At 26.3% G+C, this 16,568-nt stretch carries 15 protein-coding genes and 1 pseudogene; 4 read left to right on the top strand and 12 right to left on the bottom strand.

Annotated elements, in window-relative coordinates:
- The first annotated feature begins 38 nt into the window (after window positions 1–38).
- On the top strand, window positions 39–1,364 hold the full coding sequence (tilS, locus tag AB4W64_RS00570) for a tRNA lysidine(34) synthetase TilS (protein WP_367678120.1): 1,326 nt from the start codon (window positions 39–41) through the stop codon (window positions 1,362–1,364).
- A 64-nt stretch (window positions 1,365–1,428) separates the two neighbouring features.
- Here tilS and metG read toward each other — a convergent pair whose 3' ends face one another.
- From metG to smrB, 12 genes and pseudogenes are all read right to left on the bottom strand, one after another.
- The gene (metG, locus tag AB4W64_RS00565) at window positions 1,429–3,072 is read right to left on the bottom strand and encodes a methionine--tRNA ligase (protein ID WP_367678119.1); all 1,644 of its coding nucleotides are present in this window, start codon (window positions 3,070–3,072) and stop codon (window positions 1,429–1,431) included.
- Between the two features lie 81 nt (window positions 3,073–3,153).
- Window positions 3,154–3,735: a dCTP deaminase gene (dcd, locus tag AB4W64_RS00560; protein ID WP_367678118.1), complete on the bottom strand. Its 582-nt coding sequence runs from the start codon at window positions 3,733–3,735 to the stop codon at window positions 3,154–3,156.
- 188 nt (window positions 3,736–3,923) lie between these two features.
- On the bottom strand, window positions 3,924–5,336 hold the full coding sequence (gndA, locus tag AB4W64_RS00555; RefSeq protein ID WP_367678117.1) for an NADP-dependent phosphogluconate dehydrogenase: 1,413 nt from the start codon (window positions 5,334–5,336) through the stop codon (window positions 3,924–3,926).
- Between the two features lie 361 nt (window positions 5,337–5,697).
- Complete coding sequence (gene hisIE, locus AB4W64_RS00550; protein ID WP_367678116.1) at window positions 5,698–6,333, bottom strand: bifunctional phosphoribosyl-AMP cyclohydrolase/phosphoribosyl-ATP diphosphatase HisIE; 636 nt, start codon at window positions 6,331–6,333, stop codon at window positions 5,698–5,700.
- Window positions 6,327–7,103: an imidazole glycerol phosphate synthase subunit HisF gene (hisF, locus tag AB4W64_RS00545; RefSeq protein WP_367678115.1), complete on the bottom strand. Its 777-nt coding sequence runs from the start codon at window positions 7,101–7,103 to the stop codon at window positions 6,327–6,329. Before hisF ends, hisIE begins: the two co-directional genes overlap by 7 nt.
- Window positions 7,085–7,822, bottom strand: coding sequence for a 1-(5-phosphoribosyl)-5-[(5-phosphoribosylamino)methylideneamino]imidazole-4-carboxamide isomerase (gene hisA / locus AB4W64_RS00540; RefSeq protein WP_367678114.1), 738 nt, complete (start codon window positions 7,820–7,822; stop codon window positions 7,085–7,087). The genes hisF and hisA overlap by 19 nt, the downstream gene beginning before the upstream one ends.
- A gap of 4 nt (window positions 7,823–7,826) precedes the next feature.
- Window positions 7,827–8,417, bottom strand: coding sequence for an imidazole glycerol phosphate synthase subunit HisH (gene hisH / locus AB4W64_RS00535; protein WP_367678113.1), 591 nt, complete (start codon window positions 8,415–8,417; stop codon window positions 7,827–7,829).
- Window positions 8,417–9,478 (bottom strand): bifunctional histidinol-phosphatase/imidazoleglycerol-phosphate dehydratase HisB, encoded by a 1,062-nt coding sequence (hisB, locus tag AB4W64_RS00530; RefSeq protein ID WP_367678112.1) that lies wholly within the window; start codon window positions 9,476–9,478, stop codon window positions 8,417–8,419. The genes hisH and hisB overlap by 1 nt, the downstream gene beginning before the upstream one ends.
- Before the next feature lie 19 nt (window positions 9,479–9,497).
- Window positions 9,498–10,577 (bottom strand): histidinol-phosphate transaminase, encoded by a 1,080-nt coding sequence (hisC, locus tag AB4W64_RS00525; protein ID WP_367678111.1) that lies wholly within the window; start codon window positions 10,575–10,577, stop codon window positions 9,498–9,500.
- The gene (gene hisD, locus AB4W64_RS00520; protein ID WP_367678110.1) at window positions 10,574–11,881 is read right to left on the bottom strand and encodes a histidinol dehydrogenase; all 1,308 of its coding nucleotides are present in this window, start codon (window positions 11,879–11,881) and stop codon (window positions 10,574–10,576) included. The genes hisC and hisD overlap by 4 nt, the downstream gene beginning before the upstream one ends.
- Before the next feature lie 7 nt (window positions 11,882–11,888).
- Entirely contained in the window at window positions 11,889–12,788 is a 900-nt protein-coding gene (gene hisG / locus AB4W64_RS00515) for an ATP phosphoribosyltransferase (RefSeq protein WP_367678109.1), read from the bottom strand.
- A 191-nt stretch (window positions 12,789–12,979) separates the two neighbouring features.
- Window positions 12,980–13,578, bottom strand: a pseudogene (smrB, locus tag AB4W64_RS00510) (endonuclease SmrB).
- Window positions 13,579–13,814: 236 nt separating this feature from the next.
- Between smrB and aroC the strand changes: the two are divergent.
- From aroC to AB4W64_RS00495, 3 genes are all read left to right on the top strand, one after another.
- Window positions 13,815–14,879, top strand: a complete 1,065-nt coding sequence (gene aroC / locus AB4W64_RS00505; protein WP_367678108.1) for a chorismate synthase — start codon at window positions 13,815–13,817, stop codon at window positions 14,877–14,879.
- A gap of 508 nt (window positions 14,880–15,387) precedes the next feature.
- Entirely contained in the window at window positions 15,388–16,272 is an 885-nt protein-coding gene (gene dapA, locus AB4W64_RS00500; protein WP_367678107.1) for a 4-hydroxy-tetrahydrodipicolinate synthase, read from the top strand.
- Window positions 16,250–16,507, top strand: a complete 258-nt coding sequence (locus AB4W64_RS00495; protein WP_367678106.1) for a hypothetical protein — start codon at window positions 16,250–16,252, stop codon at window positions 16,505–16,507. The genes dapA and AB4W64_RS00495 overlap by 23 nt, the downstream gene beginning before the upstream one ends.
- Window positions 16,508–16,568 lie beyond the last annotated feature (61 nt).

Below are 16,568 nucleotides of genomic sequence, written 5' to 3'. Positions count from 1 at the left end.
AAAAATTAAAACATAATTTTTATAATAGGTGCTTTTATTTGATTGAAACAATTATTAATAAATATAAAAACAAATCATTTTTAATATCTTATAGTGGAGGATTAGACTCCACAGTACTGCTTCATCAATTTTTAAAAATAAAAAAAAAAGTACCTCAAATTAAAATACGTGCTATTCATATTAATCATAATCTTACTTTTCATTCAAAGGAATGGGTACAACATTGTAAAAATACTTGTTTAATACATAAAATTCCACTCATTATTGAAAATATTCACGTTGATAAAAATGAAAAAAATCTTGAAGAAAAATTAAGAATAAAACGGTATACTATTATTTATAAACACTTATTTTTGAATGAAATACTACTTACAGGTCATCACATGAATGATCAATGTGAAACATTTTTTTTATCTTTGAAAAGAGGTAGCGGCCCTACTGGACTTTCTGGTATGTCTTTTAAGACCATATTAGGTTCTAAAACAATAATACGACCATTTTTAAATACAACAAAAAAAACTTTATCATCGTGGGCTTATCATAAAAACTTAAAATGGATTGAAGATTTTAGCAATTCAAATATTAATTATGATCGCAATTTTATAAGAAAAAAAATTATTCCTGTCTTAGAAAAAAAATGGCCTTTTTTTCTAAATAATTGTTTACGTGCTATGAATATATGTCAAGAAGAAACAGCACTTTTAAAAAACTTACTTCATGAAAAAATCAATAATTATATAAAATTTGATGGCTCATTAAATGTTAAAACATTAAAAAACATGCAAAAAGAACTTGCTACGGCTCTAATTAGACATTGGATTTCCTTAAAAACAATAAAAATGCCATCATATAAGAACATTCAATGTATTTATTACCAAATGCTTTTTAGTCGAAAAGATGCAAATCCTAAAATAATTTTAAAAACAAATGAAATTAGACGCTATAAGGATTCACTTTATTTTATTAAAACACAACCAAGTCTTAAAAATCAATTTTTATTCTGGCATGATGTTAATTATCGTCTAACTCTTCCTAATACTTTAGGCTATTTAGTACAAGATAAGAATGGAGTTGCTCTTCCGAAACCTAAAAATAATCAATTAATTAATATTCGCTTTCAATATGAAGATAATATATTAATTTTAGGAAGAAATAAAAAAAGAAAAATAAAAAAAATTTGGCAAGAAAAAAATATTCCTCCTTGGTTACGTAATCAAATTCCGCTATTATTTTACAATAATATTTTTGTTAGTGCATTAGGAGTCTTTGTTGTCAATATGAATAATATACACAAAGAAACATGGACGATTACATGGAAAAATGATTTTTTTTCAAAAGAAAACTGTTCATTTTCGTTCTATTAAAATATTTTTATTCAAAAAATAAATATATAATTCTTACTATATTAAATACAAAAAAATATCTTTTTTATTTATACAAATTCATTAATTGAGAAATTTTCTCAGAACTAATACGTTTGTATAGTTGTGTAAATTTATTTATTTTATGAGATAAAAGAGGATTTTTAATATTTTTCCAGGTTAAATCAGACATTAAAAACGATTCTGTTTTGATCGCTAAATCAGGTAATATAGGTTTTAAAAAAATCATGACCAATCTAAATAAATTAATTCCCATAGTACAAATGTTTTGTAATTCCTTCATATTTTTTTCTTTTATTTCAATTTTCCATGGTTTTTTTTCATTAATGTATTGATTAGCCATATCTATTAATTTCATAGATTCTCTTATTACACAACTAAATTCACGATTTTCTAAAAAATTTTCTATTTTACCACTAACGTCAATAAAATACTGATATAATTTATTATTATGCAATTCATTAGATAAATATCCATTAAAATATTTATTAATAAAACTAGCATTTCTTGATGCTAAATTTACTAATTTATTTACAATATCACTATTAATTTTATAAAGAAAATCTTCTAAATTCATTTCAATATCATTAATATTATTAGATAATTTACTAGCATAATAATAACGTAAACTATCTGAATCAAGATGCTTGATCCAATCACTAGCTGTAATTAAAGAGCCACGTGATTTTGATAATTTCAATCCATTCATTGTAAGATAACCGTGTACAAATATACCATTAGGTTTTCTTAAAGAAACAGCTTCTAATATTGAGGGCCAAAATAAAGTATGAAAATAAATAATATCTTTACCAATAAAATGGTATAACTCATAATTCGATTTTTCATTCCAAAATTCATGAAAATTTAATTTTTTATTTTTAAAGCAAAGATTTTTAAAAGCACTTATATAACCGATAGGAGCATCAAGCCAGACATAAAAATATTTATCAGAAAATTTGGGAATTTTAAATCCAAAATATGGTGCATCTCGAGAAATTCCCCATGGTTTTAAACCTATCTTTAACCATTCTTCTGTTTTTTTAATAACAGAATTTTCCAAAACACCAGAGTATATCCATTTTTTTAAAAAATTAGAAAAAAAAGTTAAATCAAAATATAAATGTTTAGTATTTTTTAGAATAGGTTTTTTTCCTGAAATAGCAGATTTTGGGTTAATTAAATCTATAGGCTCATAAATTGAACTACACTCTTCACAATTATCACCATATTGATTCTCTGACTTACAAACTGGGCATGTACCCTTTATAAATCTATCTGGAAGAAATATTTTTTTAACATTGTCATAAAATTGAGAAATTATTTTTTCGTGAATGAAACCTTTCTGATTTAAGCACACAAATATTTTTCTTAATAAAGATAAATTTTCTATACTATGCGTAGAATGATAATTATCGTAAGAAATATTGAAATTAACAAAATCTATTTGATGTTCTTTTTTAACATTTTTAATTAATTGATTAGAAGATATTCCTAAATTTTTAGATTTTAACATAATAGCGGTGCCATGAGCATCGTCAGCGGATACGAACCAAACTTCATGACCACGCATTCTTTGATAACGTACCCAAATATCTGCTTGAATATGTTCAAGCATATGACCTATATGGATAGAACCATTTGCATAAGGTAAAGCACAAGTCACTAGAATTTTTCTAAACAAAGTTGACATAATATTATAATTCTTTAAATAAAAAATATCATATACAAATTAAAATCAATCGTAAACTATTCTTTTTAAATAAAAACAAATTTATTCTTCATCGATACGACTAGGAACTACTCCATTTTGACTTTTATATTTAGACTCATGACGAGAATAATAAGGACGTAAAACTGATTGAGTAAGAACTTCAAAACTAAGTGCTGCAATTTTCATATTAGGACGTAAAACTAAAGTTAATTTTCCAGCATTAAAAATTTCTAAAACAATATTCCCTTCCCATCCTGGATCAATACGATGTGCAGTGGCATGAATCATTAGACCAAGACGAGCCAGAGATGATCGACCATCCAACCAACCTACTAAATTATTAGGAATTTTAATATATTCAAATGTCGAAGATAAAATTAAAGAACCTGGCTGTAAAAACAACGGTTTTTCTTTAGAAAAGAATATTTCTTCACTCATAACCTCAGATAATGCTAAAGCTATACTTTTTTTTGAATTACTTAAATCAATACAGGCTTTTGTGTGATCATAAAAAAAACGAAATTTGTTACTTAAATGTATATCAATAGTGACACCATTAATTAATGATTTGTCAGGATAAGGTGTAATAATTAATTCTTTTCTTTTCAACCATTCTTCAATGTCTTTATCGCATAAACGCATTTTCGCACCTACTATATAATAAATATATTTTTAATAAATATGCGTTTAAAATATATTTTTTAATAAAATAAATTACAATAGCAGAGATATGTTTTAACATCGTCTGCTATTTAATTTTAATAATTGAGCAACATCGATGAAATATAATATAGATATATAAGTTTTTTTGAATATTATAATAATTAATATTATTTTTTTATAGACCAATTTGTATGAAAATGACCATGTTTATCAATTCTTTGGTAAGTATGTGATCCAAAATAATCTCTTTGAGCTTGAATAAGATTAGCTGGTAGATACAATGATCTATAACTATCATAGTATGATATAGCTGCAGAAAAAGTAGGAACTGAAATACCATACTTCACTGCATAAACAACTATTTTTCTCAATGACTCTTCATATTTGTTAGCTATTTCTGAAAAATATGGTGTTAATAATAAATTAAGTATGTTTCCATTATTAGAATATTCTTCTGTTATTTTTTGTAAAAAATTTGCTCGAATAATACAACCTGCTCTAAAAATTTTAGCTATTTCACCATATTTTAAAAACCAAGAATATTTTTCTGAAGCTTTTTTTAATTGAGCAAAACCTTGTGCATAAGAGATTATTTTTCCTAAATATAAAGCACGTCTAACTTCTTCAATAAAATCATTTCGATTTTTAATTGATGCTTTTATATTAGGTCCTTTTAATATTTTTGATGCTGTTATGCGTTGTTTTTTAAGAGATGATAAATAACGTGAAAAAACAGATTCAGTAATTAACGAAAGAGGCTCGCGAAGTTCCAAAGCATTTTGACTAATCCATTTTCCAGTTCCTTTATCTTCTGCTACATCTAAGATAATATCTATTAAATATTTACCATTATTATCTTTTTCAATAAAAATGTCTTTTGTTATGTTAATTAAGTAACTATTTAATTCCCCTTTATTCCATTCAGAAAATGTATCTGATAACTCTTGATTATTTAAATGTAATAAATGTTTTAATAAAAAATATGACTCTGCAATTAATTGCATATCACCATATTCAATACCATTGTGTACCATTTTTACATAATGACCAGATCCATTGGGACCAATATAGCTTACACATGATTCATTTTGAAATTTAGCTGCTATTTTCTTTAACATAGAAGAGACAAGTTTATATGCTTCTTTTTGACCTCCAGGCATAATTGATGGACCATGTAATGCTCCTAATTCACCTCCAGATACCCCCATACCAATAAAATTAATACCATATTTAGATAACTCATCACTTCTTCGTACAGTATCTTTATAAAAAGTATTACCTGCATCAATTAATATGTCTTCTTTTTCTAAATAAGGAATAATTGATTGAATAGTTTCGTCAGTAGGTTTTCCTGACTGTACCATTAATAAAATACATCTAGGTCTTATAAGTGAATTAACGAAATCTTTAATAGAAAAATATGGAAAAATATTCTTTCCTGGATTTTTATTGACTACATCTTCTGTTGTTGAGGCTGTTCTATTAAATATAGAAACAGTATAACTTTTATTTTCGATATTCAATGCTAAATTACGTCCCATTACTGCCATTCCCACAACACCAATTTGTTGTTTTGACATTTTTTTCTCCAACTAAAATATGCTAAAAATACAATACATGTCTTCATAAATTACTATATTTTATTTTATCTCTTACACAATAAATGATATTTTAAACATTTTCAATTTTTCATTGATTAAAAATAAAATATTAAAACAGTTCTTCTATCAATTTAAAGTACAGATAAATTTCTTGTATAATTTTTTTGTGATATTTAAATAAAAAAGAAAAAGTTACTTGCATATTATTGATTTAATATTTTTCAAGTAATAGAGATTATTACATATAAGATATATATATTTATATAATTGAATTTTTTTGTGAAATTGAAATATTATAAATTAACTTTTAGTGTTTTGCTTATTAAGAAAATCAGTAAATTTATTTGCAGTCACCAAACAATTGTTCTTGATTTCTTTTTTTTAAATTATTTAAAACAATGTTTAAATTTAAATTTTGATCATGTAATAATACAATTAAATGATAAATTAAATCTGAAGATTCATTAATTAATTCATTTTTATTTTTTTGCATAGCTGCTAAAATTGTTTCTATAGCTTCTTCACCTACTTTTTGTGCTATACGATTAGTACCAGATTTATATAATTCATATGTATACGAATTACTTCTATATACGTTTTTTCTATTTTTTATAATCTCTTCTAAATGGAATAAAAAATTGATATTAGATTTTGTAGGAAGAAAACAACTAACATTCCCTAAATGACATGTTTTACCTGTAGGTTCAACTAGCACTAATAATGTATCATAATCACAATCTGCCGTAATTTCGATAACTTTTAAAAAACATCCTGATTCTTCTCCTTTAGTCCATAAACGTTTTTTAGTGCGAGAATAAAATGTTACTAAACCACATTTCTGAGTTTTTGACAAAGCTTCTTGGTTCATATAACCATGCATTAAAACTTGATTTGAAAGATAATTTTGTATAATTACAGGAACCATACCATTAGTTTTTGTCCAATTTAGATTTAATAAATCTTCTGTTTTTAACACGCTCTAATCTCCATTCCTTTTTGAATTAAAAAATTTTTTAATGCTTTTATATTTACTATATTTTTATGAAAAACAGATGCTGCCAAAACACCATCAACGTTACATTGATCAAATGCATCATAAAAATGTTCTGCTCTTCCGGCACCTCCTGAAGCAATCAAAGGAACCTTACAAATAGATCGTATTTGACTAAGCTGTAAAAGATCATAACCTTTTTGTAAACCATCTTTATTCATCATATTTAAAACAATTTCACCTGCTCCTTTTTTTTGAACTTCTTTAACCCAATCATATGTTTTCCAATTAGTCTGATATGTTTTAGTAATCTCTCCTGTATATTGTTGAACCATATAACTTTTTCGTACTTGATCAAACCAAGAGTCAATACCAACTACTATACATTGAACACCAAAACGATCAGACATCTTAGTTATTAAATCAGGATTTATTAATGCTGAAGAATTAATTGATATTTTATCTGCACCGCTAGATAAAATATTTTTTGCATCTTCTACACTTTTAATTCCTCCAGCAACACAAAAAGGAATATTAATTACTTTAGCTACACGTTCTATCCAGCTTCGATTAACTAATTTATTATTTATTGCAGCACTAATATCATAAAAAACCAATTCATCTACACCATCATCTGCATAGCGTTGAGCTAAAGGTATAATGTCGCCTACAATTTCATGATTCTGGAATTGTATTCCTTTAACTACTACACCGTTACTCACATCTAAACATGCTATTATTCGTTTTGCCAGCATTGCAACGCCTCTTCTATTCTGATTTTTTTTTCTAACAAACTACGACCAATAATAACACTATCAACCCCGGTTTTTTTTAAAGATATAATATCTTCTAATTTTCCTACTCCTCCAGATGCTTGAAATTTTATGTTTTTAAAAGAATTTGAAAGTTCCTTATATAATTTAATATTTGGACCTAATAATGTTCCATCTTTAGATATATCAGTACATAATACATGTTTTAATCCATTGGGTGAAAAATATTCAATAATTTCTTCTAAAGTAATTTTAGATTTTTTTTTCCAACCATGAATATATACTTCTTTATTATTATTACTATCAATGTATACATCTAATGCTAAAACAATTTTATCTGCACCGTATATTTCAAACCATTTTTTTACTTCATTTTTATTTTTTATCACAGAGGAACCAATAACCACTTTTTCAATACCTAAATTTAAAAGCTTACTGATGTCTTCCTCCGTTCTGATACCCCCTCCTATTTGAATAGGAATAGTAGTACAAGATAATATTTTTTTAAAAAATTCTAATTGTCTGTTACAACTATTTTTTGCTCCATCTAAGTCTACTAAATGAATATTTTTTACTCCTTTCAATTGGTATTCTTCTAAACAAGACCGGAGGTGTATATCATATTTTTTTTTATTAGAATAATTACCTTGATATAAACGTACCACTTCACCATCGATAAAATCAAATGCAGGAATAATCATAAAATCACATCTCCAAAAAGTTTTTTAACAATTGTGATCCTATATTTCCAGATTTTTCTGGATGAAACTGAACACCAAAAAAATTATTTTTTTGTATCACTGAGCTAAAATTAACACTATAATCTGTAGTAGATAATGTATATGTGTTAATAGGTACTATATAACTATGAACGAAATAAAATCTTGAATTATTAATTATATTTTTAAATAAAGGATGTGAATAATTAAATTTAATTTTATTCCATCCAATATGTGGTAGCGGTAAATTATGCGCCCGCAAACGTAATACAGAAGATTTCATTACACCTATAGTTTTTACTCCTTCACACTCCTCACTAAAACTACAAAGCAGTTGCATACCTAAACATATCCCTAAAATTGGTTGCGTCAATTTTTTAATAATGTTAACTAATCCTTTATCAAATAAAAATTTCATCACTGCAGAAGCAGTACCTACTCCAGGTAAAAAAACTTTATTAGACCTTAATACTATAGAAGGTTCAGAAGTAATTATAGGATTATAACCTAATCTTTTAATAGCTACTTTAATTGAAGTTAAATTAGCAGAGCCCGTATCTATGATAACTACATTCATTATAGAATTCCTTTAGATGTCGGTAAAACATTTCCTTCAATTTTGATAGCTTGACGTAATGCGCGTCCAAATACTTTAAATAAACTTTCAGCGCAATGATGATCGTTTTTACCTTCTGCAAATAAATGCAATGTGATCTTCATAGAGTAACAAAGAGAATAAAAAAAATGTTCAATCATACTAGTATTAAGATCACCAACCATTTTATAATTAAAGTTAGCTTGAAACTTTAAATATGGACGATTTGATATATCTATTATACAATTCGATCGACTTTCATCCATAGGTAAATAAAAACCAAATCTACATAAACCATTTTTTTTTCCTAAAGATTGCAATAATGCTTCGCCTAATACAATACCTGTATCTTCTACTGTATGATGATCATCAATATGAAGATCACCTTTTACGAAAATATGCATACAAATACCACTATGTACTGATAACTGCTCTAACATGTGATCAAAAAAATTTATACCAGTTTTAATTTTACTTTTTTCTTCTGAATCTAGATATACTTGTATATTTACATTAGTTTCTTTTGTAATTCTACAAACTTCTGCATATCTATTGCTATTTATAATTTTTTTTGTAATGTCTCTCCAATTAAATGTATTTTCTTTGTATTGAATTCCTGGGACTTGAATATTTTTTGAAAATTCCATATCTGTGTCTCGGTCACCAATAACATAGCTATTTTTTGCATCCATCTTAGATAACCATGGTTCTACCATTTTTGTTTTTGGTTTACGACATATACAGTTATCCTCTAAAAAATGTGGACAAATTAATATATCATCAAATATGATTCCTTCTGTACGAAAAATATTTAGCATAAAAAAATGGGGTATATTAAAATCTGTCCAAGAAAAGTTTTTACTACCAAGTCCATCTTGGTTTGTAACCATAATTAGTTTATAATTAAATTTTATCAATTTTCGTAATGAAGAAATCACATTATTTTTAAATACTAATTTACTTATCGAATCGACTTGATAATCATTACTTGGTTCATCTATTAACGTACCATCTCGATCAATAAATAATATTTTATTTTTCATGAATACCTCTTTAAAAACTTTATTTTTTAGAAAAAAATTGAAGTTCTTGAATTAAACGGAAACATTCTAAACGTGTTCCTATAGATATTCTTAGACATTTTTTTAAATTAATTTTATCATTTTGATTTCTTAACACAATTCCTTTATCCCATAAAGTATAAAAAATTTTTTCAAACATAAAAAACTGTACTAATATATAATTAGCATGACTTTCAAAAACTTTTTCTACACAAGCAAGCTTATTTAACTCATTCATTAAAAAAACGCGATTAGAATTTAAATCGAATACTCTATTTTTCATAAATTCAATATAATCTGTCTCTAAGGACTGAATAGCTATATCAGCAACAGGTATAGATATTGGATAAGGAGCGATAACTTTATTCAAAATGTTAATAATGTTTTTTTTAGCTAAAGCAAAACCACATCTTATTCCCGCTAAAGCAAAAGCTTTTGAAAGTGTTCTTAAAATTACTAAATTAGGGTATGCGTTTAAATAACGCGTCATACTTTCTTGAGGAGAAAATTCGATATACGCCTCATCAATTATAATCAAACAATGTCCTAAAGTCATTTTAAGTAATGATATAAGATCTTGTTTTAAAATAATATTACCAGTAGGATTATTAGGATTACAAATATATACTAATTTTACGCTATTTAAATTCGATTTAATATTTAATAAATCTAATTGCCAACTATCTTTAATAGTGGGAATTTCTTTTATTTTCACTCCATGTATTCGGGCATTTATACCATACATATCATATGTAGGAGGGCAGTAAATAATTGCATCTTTTCCTGGTTCACAAAAGGCTTTAATTAACAATTCAATCCCTTCATCTGCCCCTCTTGTCACTAAAACTTGATCACAAGATACATTAGCATAATTAGCATAGTAAGATATTAATTCTTTTGGTTGACATTCTGGGTAACGATTAAATGATTTTTTTTTTAATTTAAAAAATACAGATGTAGGTGATTCGTTTGCATTTAACCATATATCACCACTACGTCCTTCTCCAATACGTCGCGCAGACTGATAAGGTTCTAATTTTTGTATATTATTTCTAGCTAATTTAATAAAATCATCTATCATATTTTTTCCTTTAAGAAATCGATACGAACTTTTACAGCATTTTTATGTCCTTCAAGTTTTTCTGCAGAAGATAATGTTTTAAGAGTACTAGATAAGTTCATTAACCCTTGAGAAGTTAGTTCTTGTATTAAGACACGCTTTTGAAAATCAGGTAATCCTAAAGCAGAATGAGTAATAGACCTACCATATGTAGGTAAAACATGATTTGTTCCAGATGCATAATCACCTGCAGATTCAGGAGACCATGGGCCTAAAAAAATGGAACTAGCATTAAAAATGTGATTGAGTATTTCTCTTGGTGATTGTGTTTGAATAATTAAATGCTCAGGCGCGTATAAGTTTGATATTTTAGCACATTGTAATAAATTTTTAGTAATAATAATTGCGCTATTTTTTAGTGCTATCAGTATTTCTGACAATCTAGATAATTTTTTTAACTGCTTATTAATAGAAATAAGCACTTTTTGTGCTAAATCCTCAGATGGAGTCAATAATATTACTTGAGAAGATAAACCATGTTCAGCTTGTGATAATAAATCAGCAGCAACAAAATCTGGATTAGAAAAATGATCGGCAATAACTAATAATTCTGAAGGTCCCGCCAACATATCTATTGCTGGTCCGTTGAAAAGAGAACTAACTTGCAATTTTGCTTCTGTTACATAAGCATTTCCAGGTCCAAAAATTTTATCTACTTTAGGAATAGTTTGAGTACCAAAAGCAAGTGCTGCTATAGCTTGAGCTCCTCCGATTTGAAAAATTTTTTTTATACCACAAATATGTGATGTATAAAGTACTTCATTACTAATAGGAGGAGGAGAACAAAGCACAATTTCTTTACAACCAGCAATTTTAGCAGGTATTGCAAGCATTAATACAGTCGAAAATAAAGGTGCTGTTCCGCTAGGAATATAGATTCCTATAGAATTTAAAGGTAAACAAACTTGCTGACAACGCACTCCAATTTGTGTTTCAATATCTATTTTTGAAGGTATTTGAGCTTCATGAAAACATCTAATATTTTTTTTTGCATTGAGAATTGCTTTTTTTAATTCTTTACTAATGTTATACGAAGATTCAATAATTTTATTCTCAAGAACTTCAAATTTATTATTTTCATATTTATCAAATAATAAAGCATATTCTTTTAAAGCTTGATCACCTGTCATTTTTACAGTTTCTATAATTTCTTGAACAATTTTTTTTATAGAGCTATTTTCTTTTAAAACTGGTCTTGATAAAATTATTTTTTGATCATCAGTATTTAATTTATTCCAATAAATAATATCTTTAAAATATTGCATTATTTTTTTACTCCATCATTTTTTCAATCGGCAAAACTAAAATTGAACTAGCTCCTAAAGATTTTAATTTTTCCATGGTTTCCCAAAAAAGCGTTTCACTACTCACCATATGCATAGCTACTCGATCATCATCACCAGCTAATTTTAAAATAGTTGGTCTTTCTGCTCCTCGCAGTAAAGAGATAACTTCTTCTAATTTATTTACAGGGGCATGTAGCATGATATATTTAGATTCACGAGCTTTAATAACACCTTTAATACGTGTCATTAATTTATTAATAACTTCTTTTTTTATGTTATTAATATCTCCAGTCCTGCAGATGAGACAGGCATGAGAGTGATATACAATTTGTACTTCACGTAAACCATTTGCTTCTAATGTTGCTCCTGTTGAAACTAAATCACAAATAGCATCAGCTAATCCAGCTCTGGGAGCTACTTCAACTGAACCATTTAACATACATGATTTAAATATAATATTTTTTTTATCTAAATATTTTTTTAGTAAATTAGGATATGAGGTTGCAATTCTAGTATTTTTAAAACATGTAATATCAGAATATACAGTACTGACTGGAAGTGCTAAAGATAATCTACAAATTCCAAAATCTAAACGCCTTAAAGTTATATAAGAACATTCTAATTTTTGAGAAGTTCTGTTTAATAACTCTTCTTCTAAAACATTCTCTCCAACAATTCCTAAATCAACGACACCATCCATAACTAATCCAGGAATATCATCATCACGTACTAACATAACATCAATAGGCATATTTTCAGCAAAAGCTATTAGTTTTTGCTGTTTTAAATTAATTTTAATTCCGCAGCATGTTAGCAACTTTATAGAATCACTGCTTAAACGACCAGTTTTTTGCATCGCTATACGTACACGATTATTATCAAACATATTAAACGTTCCTTGAAATATTTTTTATTTTATAAAAAAAACATTAATTATTACTCTGAAAAATAAAAAAACCCAAAAACATACGGGTTTTTAAAAAAAATTTTTCTATTATATTAGAAAACATATTATAATTAGAAGATACGTATACGATAAATGATGTTATCTTAAAATTTAAATATAATAAATAGAATTTACGATAATAAAATTATTAATTTTATTACAGTAATAAGAGTGTGCCTATTTAATATATTTATATTTAAGAGTTAATATCAATAATAGCTATAATTGCGGCATCATTCCCAAAAAATTTAGGAGCTTGATGAAAAGCTATGATATCTGGATGTTGAGATAACCAAAAAGGTGTTTGTTGCTTTAAAATATGTTTACCGTATCCGTGCATAACATGTGCACAAAAAATTTTTTCTTTTTGACATGTAGTAATCAATACTCCTAATTCTTTTTGTGCCTGATACTGTGTTAATCCATGTAAATCAAGAAAAATGTCCGGATTATATTTTCCTTTTTGTAGATTTTTTAAGATATGATATGCATTTTTATGACGAATATAAGAAACAGGGTTATCTTTAAAAAAATGTTTTTTATTTCCACGAGAAAAGTAATGACTATGAGCGTCTTGTTCAAAAATAATACGATTAGATGCTATATTAGTATTATTTTTTTTATCAATTCTAGAATGAAAAATAGTATCTTGCACTATTTCTCGAGTACCATTTAGGAATTGACGAAACAAAGTATTAGAGTTAACAGTAAATTCACTATTTTTATTCATAATTGTTTTTACCAAGAATATTAATAATATTTAAAACATAGATTTTTATTTTTTTATAAACATTTTTTATTTAATTAATTATATAATTTAGTTTTTATAAAAACAACAAATAAAAAAATTATTCAATTAATAAAATTATATAGAAATTTTATTAATTTTAATGTTTTACAAAATAAAAACTCATTTTTTATATTTATTCTGTATTGCACTATTTCACTTTAATAAGAAGAATATATATGTCTGGAAATACAATTGGAAAAGTATTTTGTGTAACTACTTTTGGTGAATCACATGGCGAAGCATTAGGATGTATAATTGATGGAACACCACCAGGTTTAAAAATATCTCATAAAGATTTACAAGACGATTTAAATCGTAGAAGACCAGGAACTTCTCGTTATACCACTTCGCGTCGTGAATTAGATAATGTTCAGATACTTTCTGGCATTTTTAACGGTGTTACCACTGGTACAAGTATTGGCTTAATAATTCATAATAATGATCAACGTTCAGAAGACTATAGTAATATTAAAGATTTATTTAGACCAGGTCATGCTGATTATACTTATGAAAAAAAATATGGAATTAGAGATTATCGTGGTGGAGGAAGATCTTCTGCTCGTGAAACTACTATGCGTGTTGCAGCAGGTGCAATTGCGAAAAAATATCTTAACTATAAATACGGTATAACTATACGCGCATATTTATCTGCTATGGGTAACATAAAATGTTTATTTAAATCCTGGGAAGAAGTAGAAAAAAACCCCTTTTTTTGCTCTGATCCTGAAAAAATTTTAGAACTAGAGAAATTAATCAAATACCTAAAAAAAACAGGCGATTCCATTGGAGCCGAAATAACAATTATCGCTGAAAATGTTCCTATCGGTCTTGGAGAACCAGTATTTGATCGTCTTGATGCTGATTTAGCACATGCTTTAATGAGTATTAATGCGGTAAAGGGAGTAGAAATTGGAGACGGATTTTTAGTAGTAAATCAAAAAGGAAGTGAACACCGCGATGAAATAACAGATAAAGGTTTTCTAAGCAATCGTTCTGGAGGAATTTTAGGGGGTATTAGTAATGGTGAAAAAATTATTTTAAAAACAGCATTTAAACCAACTTCAAGTATTCGGAAACCAGGAAAAACAATAAACAAAAAAAATGAAAACGTTCCAATTGTTATTAAAGGTCGACACGATCCATGCGTAGGATTACGAGCTATTCCAATAACCGAAGCAATGGTAGCTATTGTATTAATGGATCACTTGTTAAGATTTAGAGCACAATGTGATAAAAAATAATCTTTTAAATGTTTATGCTACTAAATTATATGTATTTAGTAGCTTCTTTATAATAAATATTATATGAAAAAATGCTTCATTTATTATTTTAATAATTTTTTTATTAAAAAAATTGTACAATAATAATTATTAAAATACATTTTATTAAAAATGTGTGTAAAAATTTTAAAAACAGTACTTATTTCTCTTAAAAAATATTAATGTATTACAAAAAAATTATATAAAAAATAAGAGAAAAATATTTCTAAATACAATTACATTAATTCTTAAAAAGAATATTAAATATATTTCATAAACAAAAAAAATTGAACATACGTGTTAATACGTAATATACATTTTTTATTATATTAGAATTAATTTATACTTTGTAATACACATATTATATTCTCTAATACTTTTATATTAAAAATGAAATAATTTTTTAAAAAAATTATGTTCATGATTTTATATACTTTATTTGAGATACATGTCAAACATACCATAAAATACTTTTTATGGAGGAAAACTAATGTTCACAGGAAGTATTGTTGCACTAATTACACCCATGGATGAAAAAGGTCAAGTTTGTCGATCTAGTTTAAAGAAACTAATAAATTATCATGTTCTCAATAAAACTAAAGCTATTGTTTCTATTGGAACAACTGGAGAGTCTGCAACACTAAGCCAAGAAGAACATATAAATGTTGTTATGATGACATTAGAATTAGCAGATAAACGAATTCCGATTATTGCAGGAACAGGAGCCAATGCTACAACAGAAGCTATATCTTTAACAAAAAGATTTGAAAACTCTGGAATTGCAGCCTGTTTAACAGTAACACCGTATTACAATAGACCAACTCAAGAAGGATTATATCAACATTTTAAAGCTATTTCAGAAAATACTGAATTACCACAAATTTTATATAATGTTCCTAGTCGTACTGGATGTGATTTGCTTCCAGAAACAGTTTCTAAATTATCTCAGTTAAAAAATATTATAGGTATTAAAGAAGCAACTGGTGATTTATCAAGAATTAATAAAATAAAAGAACTAGTTAACAATAATTTTTTATTAATTAGTGGAGACGATGGAACAGCTTTAGATTTTATACAGCTAGGTGGCCAGGGTGTTATATCAGTTACGGCCAATGTTGCCGCAAAAGAAATGATGCAAATTTGTTCATATGCATTAAAAGGAGATTTTATTAATGCAAGATCTATAAATAAACGTTTAGTGCTACTACATGAAGCATTATTTATAGAACCTAATCCTATTCCAGTAAAATGGTTAGCTAAAAGAATTGGATTAATAAAACATGATACACTACGTTTACCATTAACTCCAATATTAAAAACTACACGCTTAAAACTTGAAAAAGCACTTCAATATGCAAATCTTCAAAAATTATAAAAAATATTTACAATTTATAATAATAACATTTCAAATTATTAACTTATTCTTAATAACATCTTGTACGTTAAAAGATTTTAAAAAAGATAATATTTTATTTGATAAAAAACATCCATTAAAAATATTAACTGTTCCAAAAGGAATTACTATTCCTGATGAAGATCAAGCATATAAAATTCCTTATAATGATAAAGATTTAGAAAAAAAAAAATATAATATATTTCCTCCTCTATAAAAACATTTTAAGAAAATACTTGCCAGTAATTGGTGCAGATTATCTTTATGATATTCTGCAT

This window comes from Buchnera aphidicola (Brachycaudus tragopogonis), assembly GCF_964059175.1.
Lineage (GTDB): Bacteria > Pseudomonadota > Gammaproteobacteria > Enterobacterales > Enterobacteriaceae > Buchnera > Buchnera aphidicola_BM.
This window is presented reverse-complemented; position numbering and strand designations above follow the sequence as displayed.

Excerpts from the sequence above, each read along its gene's own strand:
- hisA (WP_367678114.1), bottom strand. The coding sequence starts at position 7,822 with ATGATTATTCCTGCATTTGATTTTATCGATGGTGAAGTGGTACGTTTA.
- aroC (WP_367678108.1), top strand. The coding sequence starts at position 13,815 with ATGTCTGGAAATACAATTGGAAAAGTATTTTGTGTAACTACTTTTGGT.
- hisC (WP_367678111.1), bottom strand. The coding sequence starts at position 10,577 with ATGATAGATGATTTTATTAAATTAGCTAGAAATAATATACAAAAATTA.
- AB4W64_RS00495 (WP_367678106.1), top strand. The coding sequence starts at position 16,250 with ATGCAAATCTTCAAAAATTATAAAAAATATTTACAATTTATAATAATA.
- metG (WP_367678119.1), bottom strand. The coding sequence starts at position 3,072 with ATGTCAACTTTGTTTAGAAAAATTCTAGTGACTTGTGCTTTACCTTAT.
- hisH (WP_367678113.1), bottom strand. The coding sequence starts at position 8,417 with ATGAATGTAGTTATCATAGATACGGGCTCTGCTAATTTAACTTCAATT.
- dcd (WP_367678118.1), bottom strand. The coding sequence starts at position 3,735 with ATGCGTTTATGCGATAAAGACATTGAAGAATGGTTGAAAAGAAAAGAA.
- gndA (WP_367678117.1), bottom strand. The coding sequence starts at position 5,336 with ATGTCAAAACAACAAATTGGTGTTGTGGGAATGGCAGTAATGGGACGT.
- hisF (WP_367678115.1), bottom strand. The coding sequence starts at position 7,103 with ATGCTGGCAAAACGAATAATAGCATGTTTAGATGTGAGTAACGGTGTA.
- hisG (WP_367678109.1), bottom strand. The coding sequence starts at position 12,788 with ATGTTTGATAATAATCGTGTACGTATAGCGATGCAAAAAACTGGTCGT.
- dapA (WP_367678107.1), top strand. The coding sequence starts at position 15,388 with ATGTTCACAGGAAGTATTGTTGCACTAATTACACCCATGGATGAAAAA.
- hisD (WP_367678110.1), bottom strand. The coding sequence starts at position 11,881 with ATGCAATATTTTAAAGATATTATTTATTGGAATAAATTAAATACTGAT.
- hisB (WP_367678112.1), bottom strand. The coding sequence starts at position 9,478 with ATGAAAAATAAAATATTATTTATTGATCGAGATGGTACGTTAATAGAT.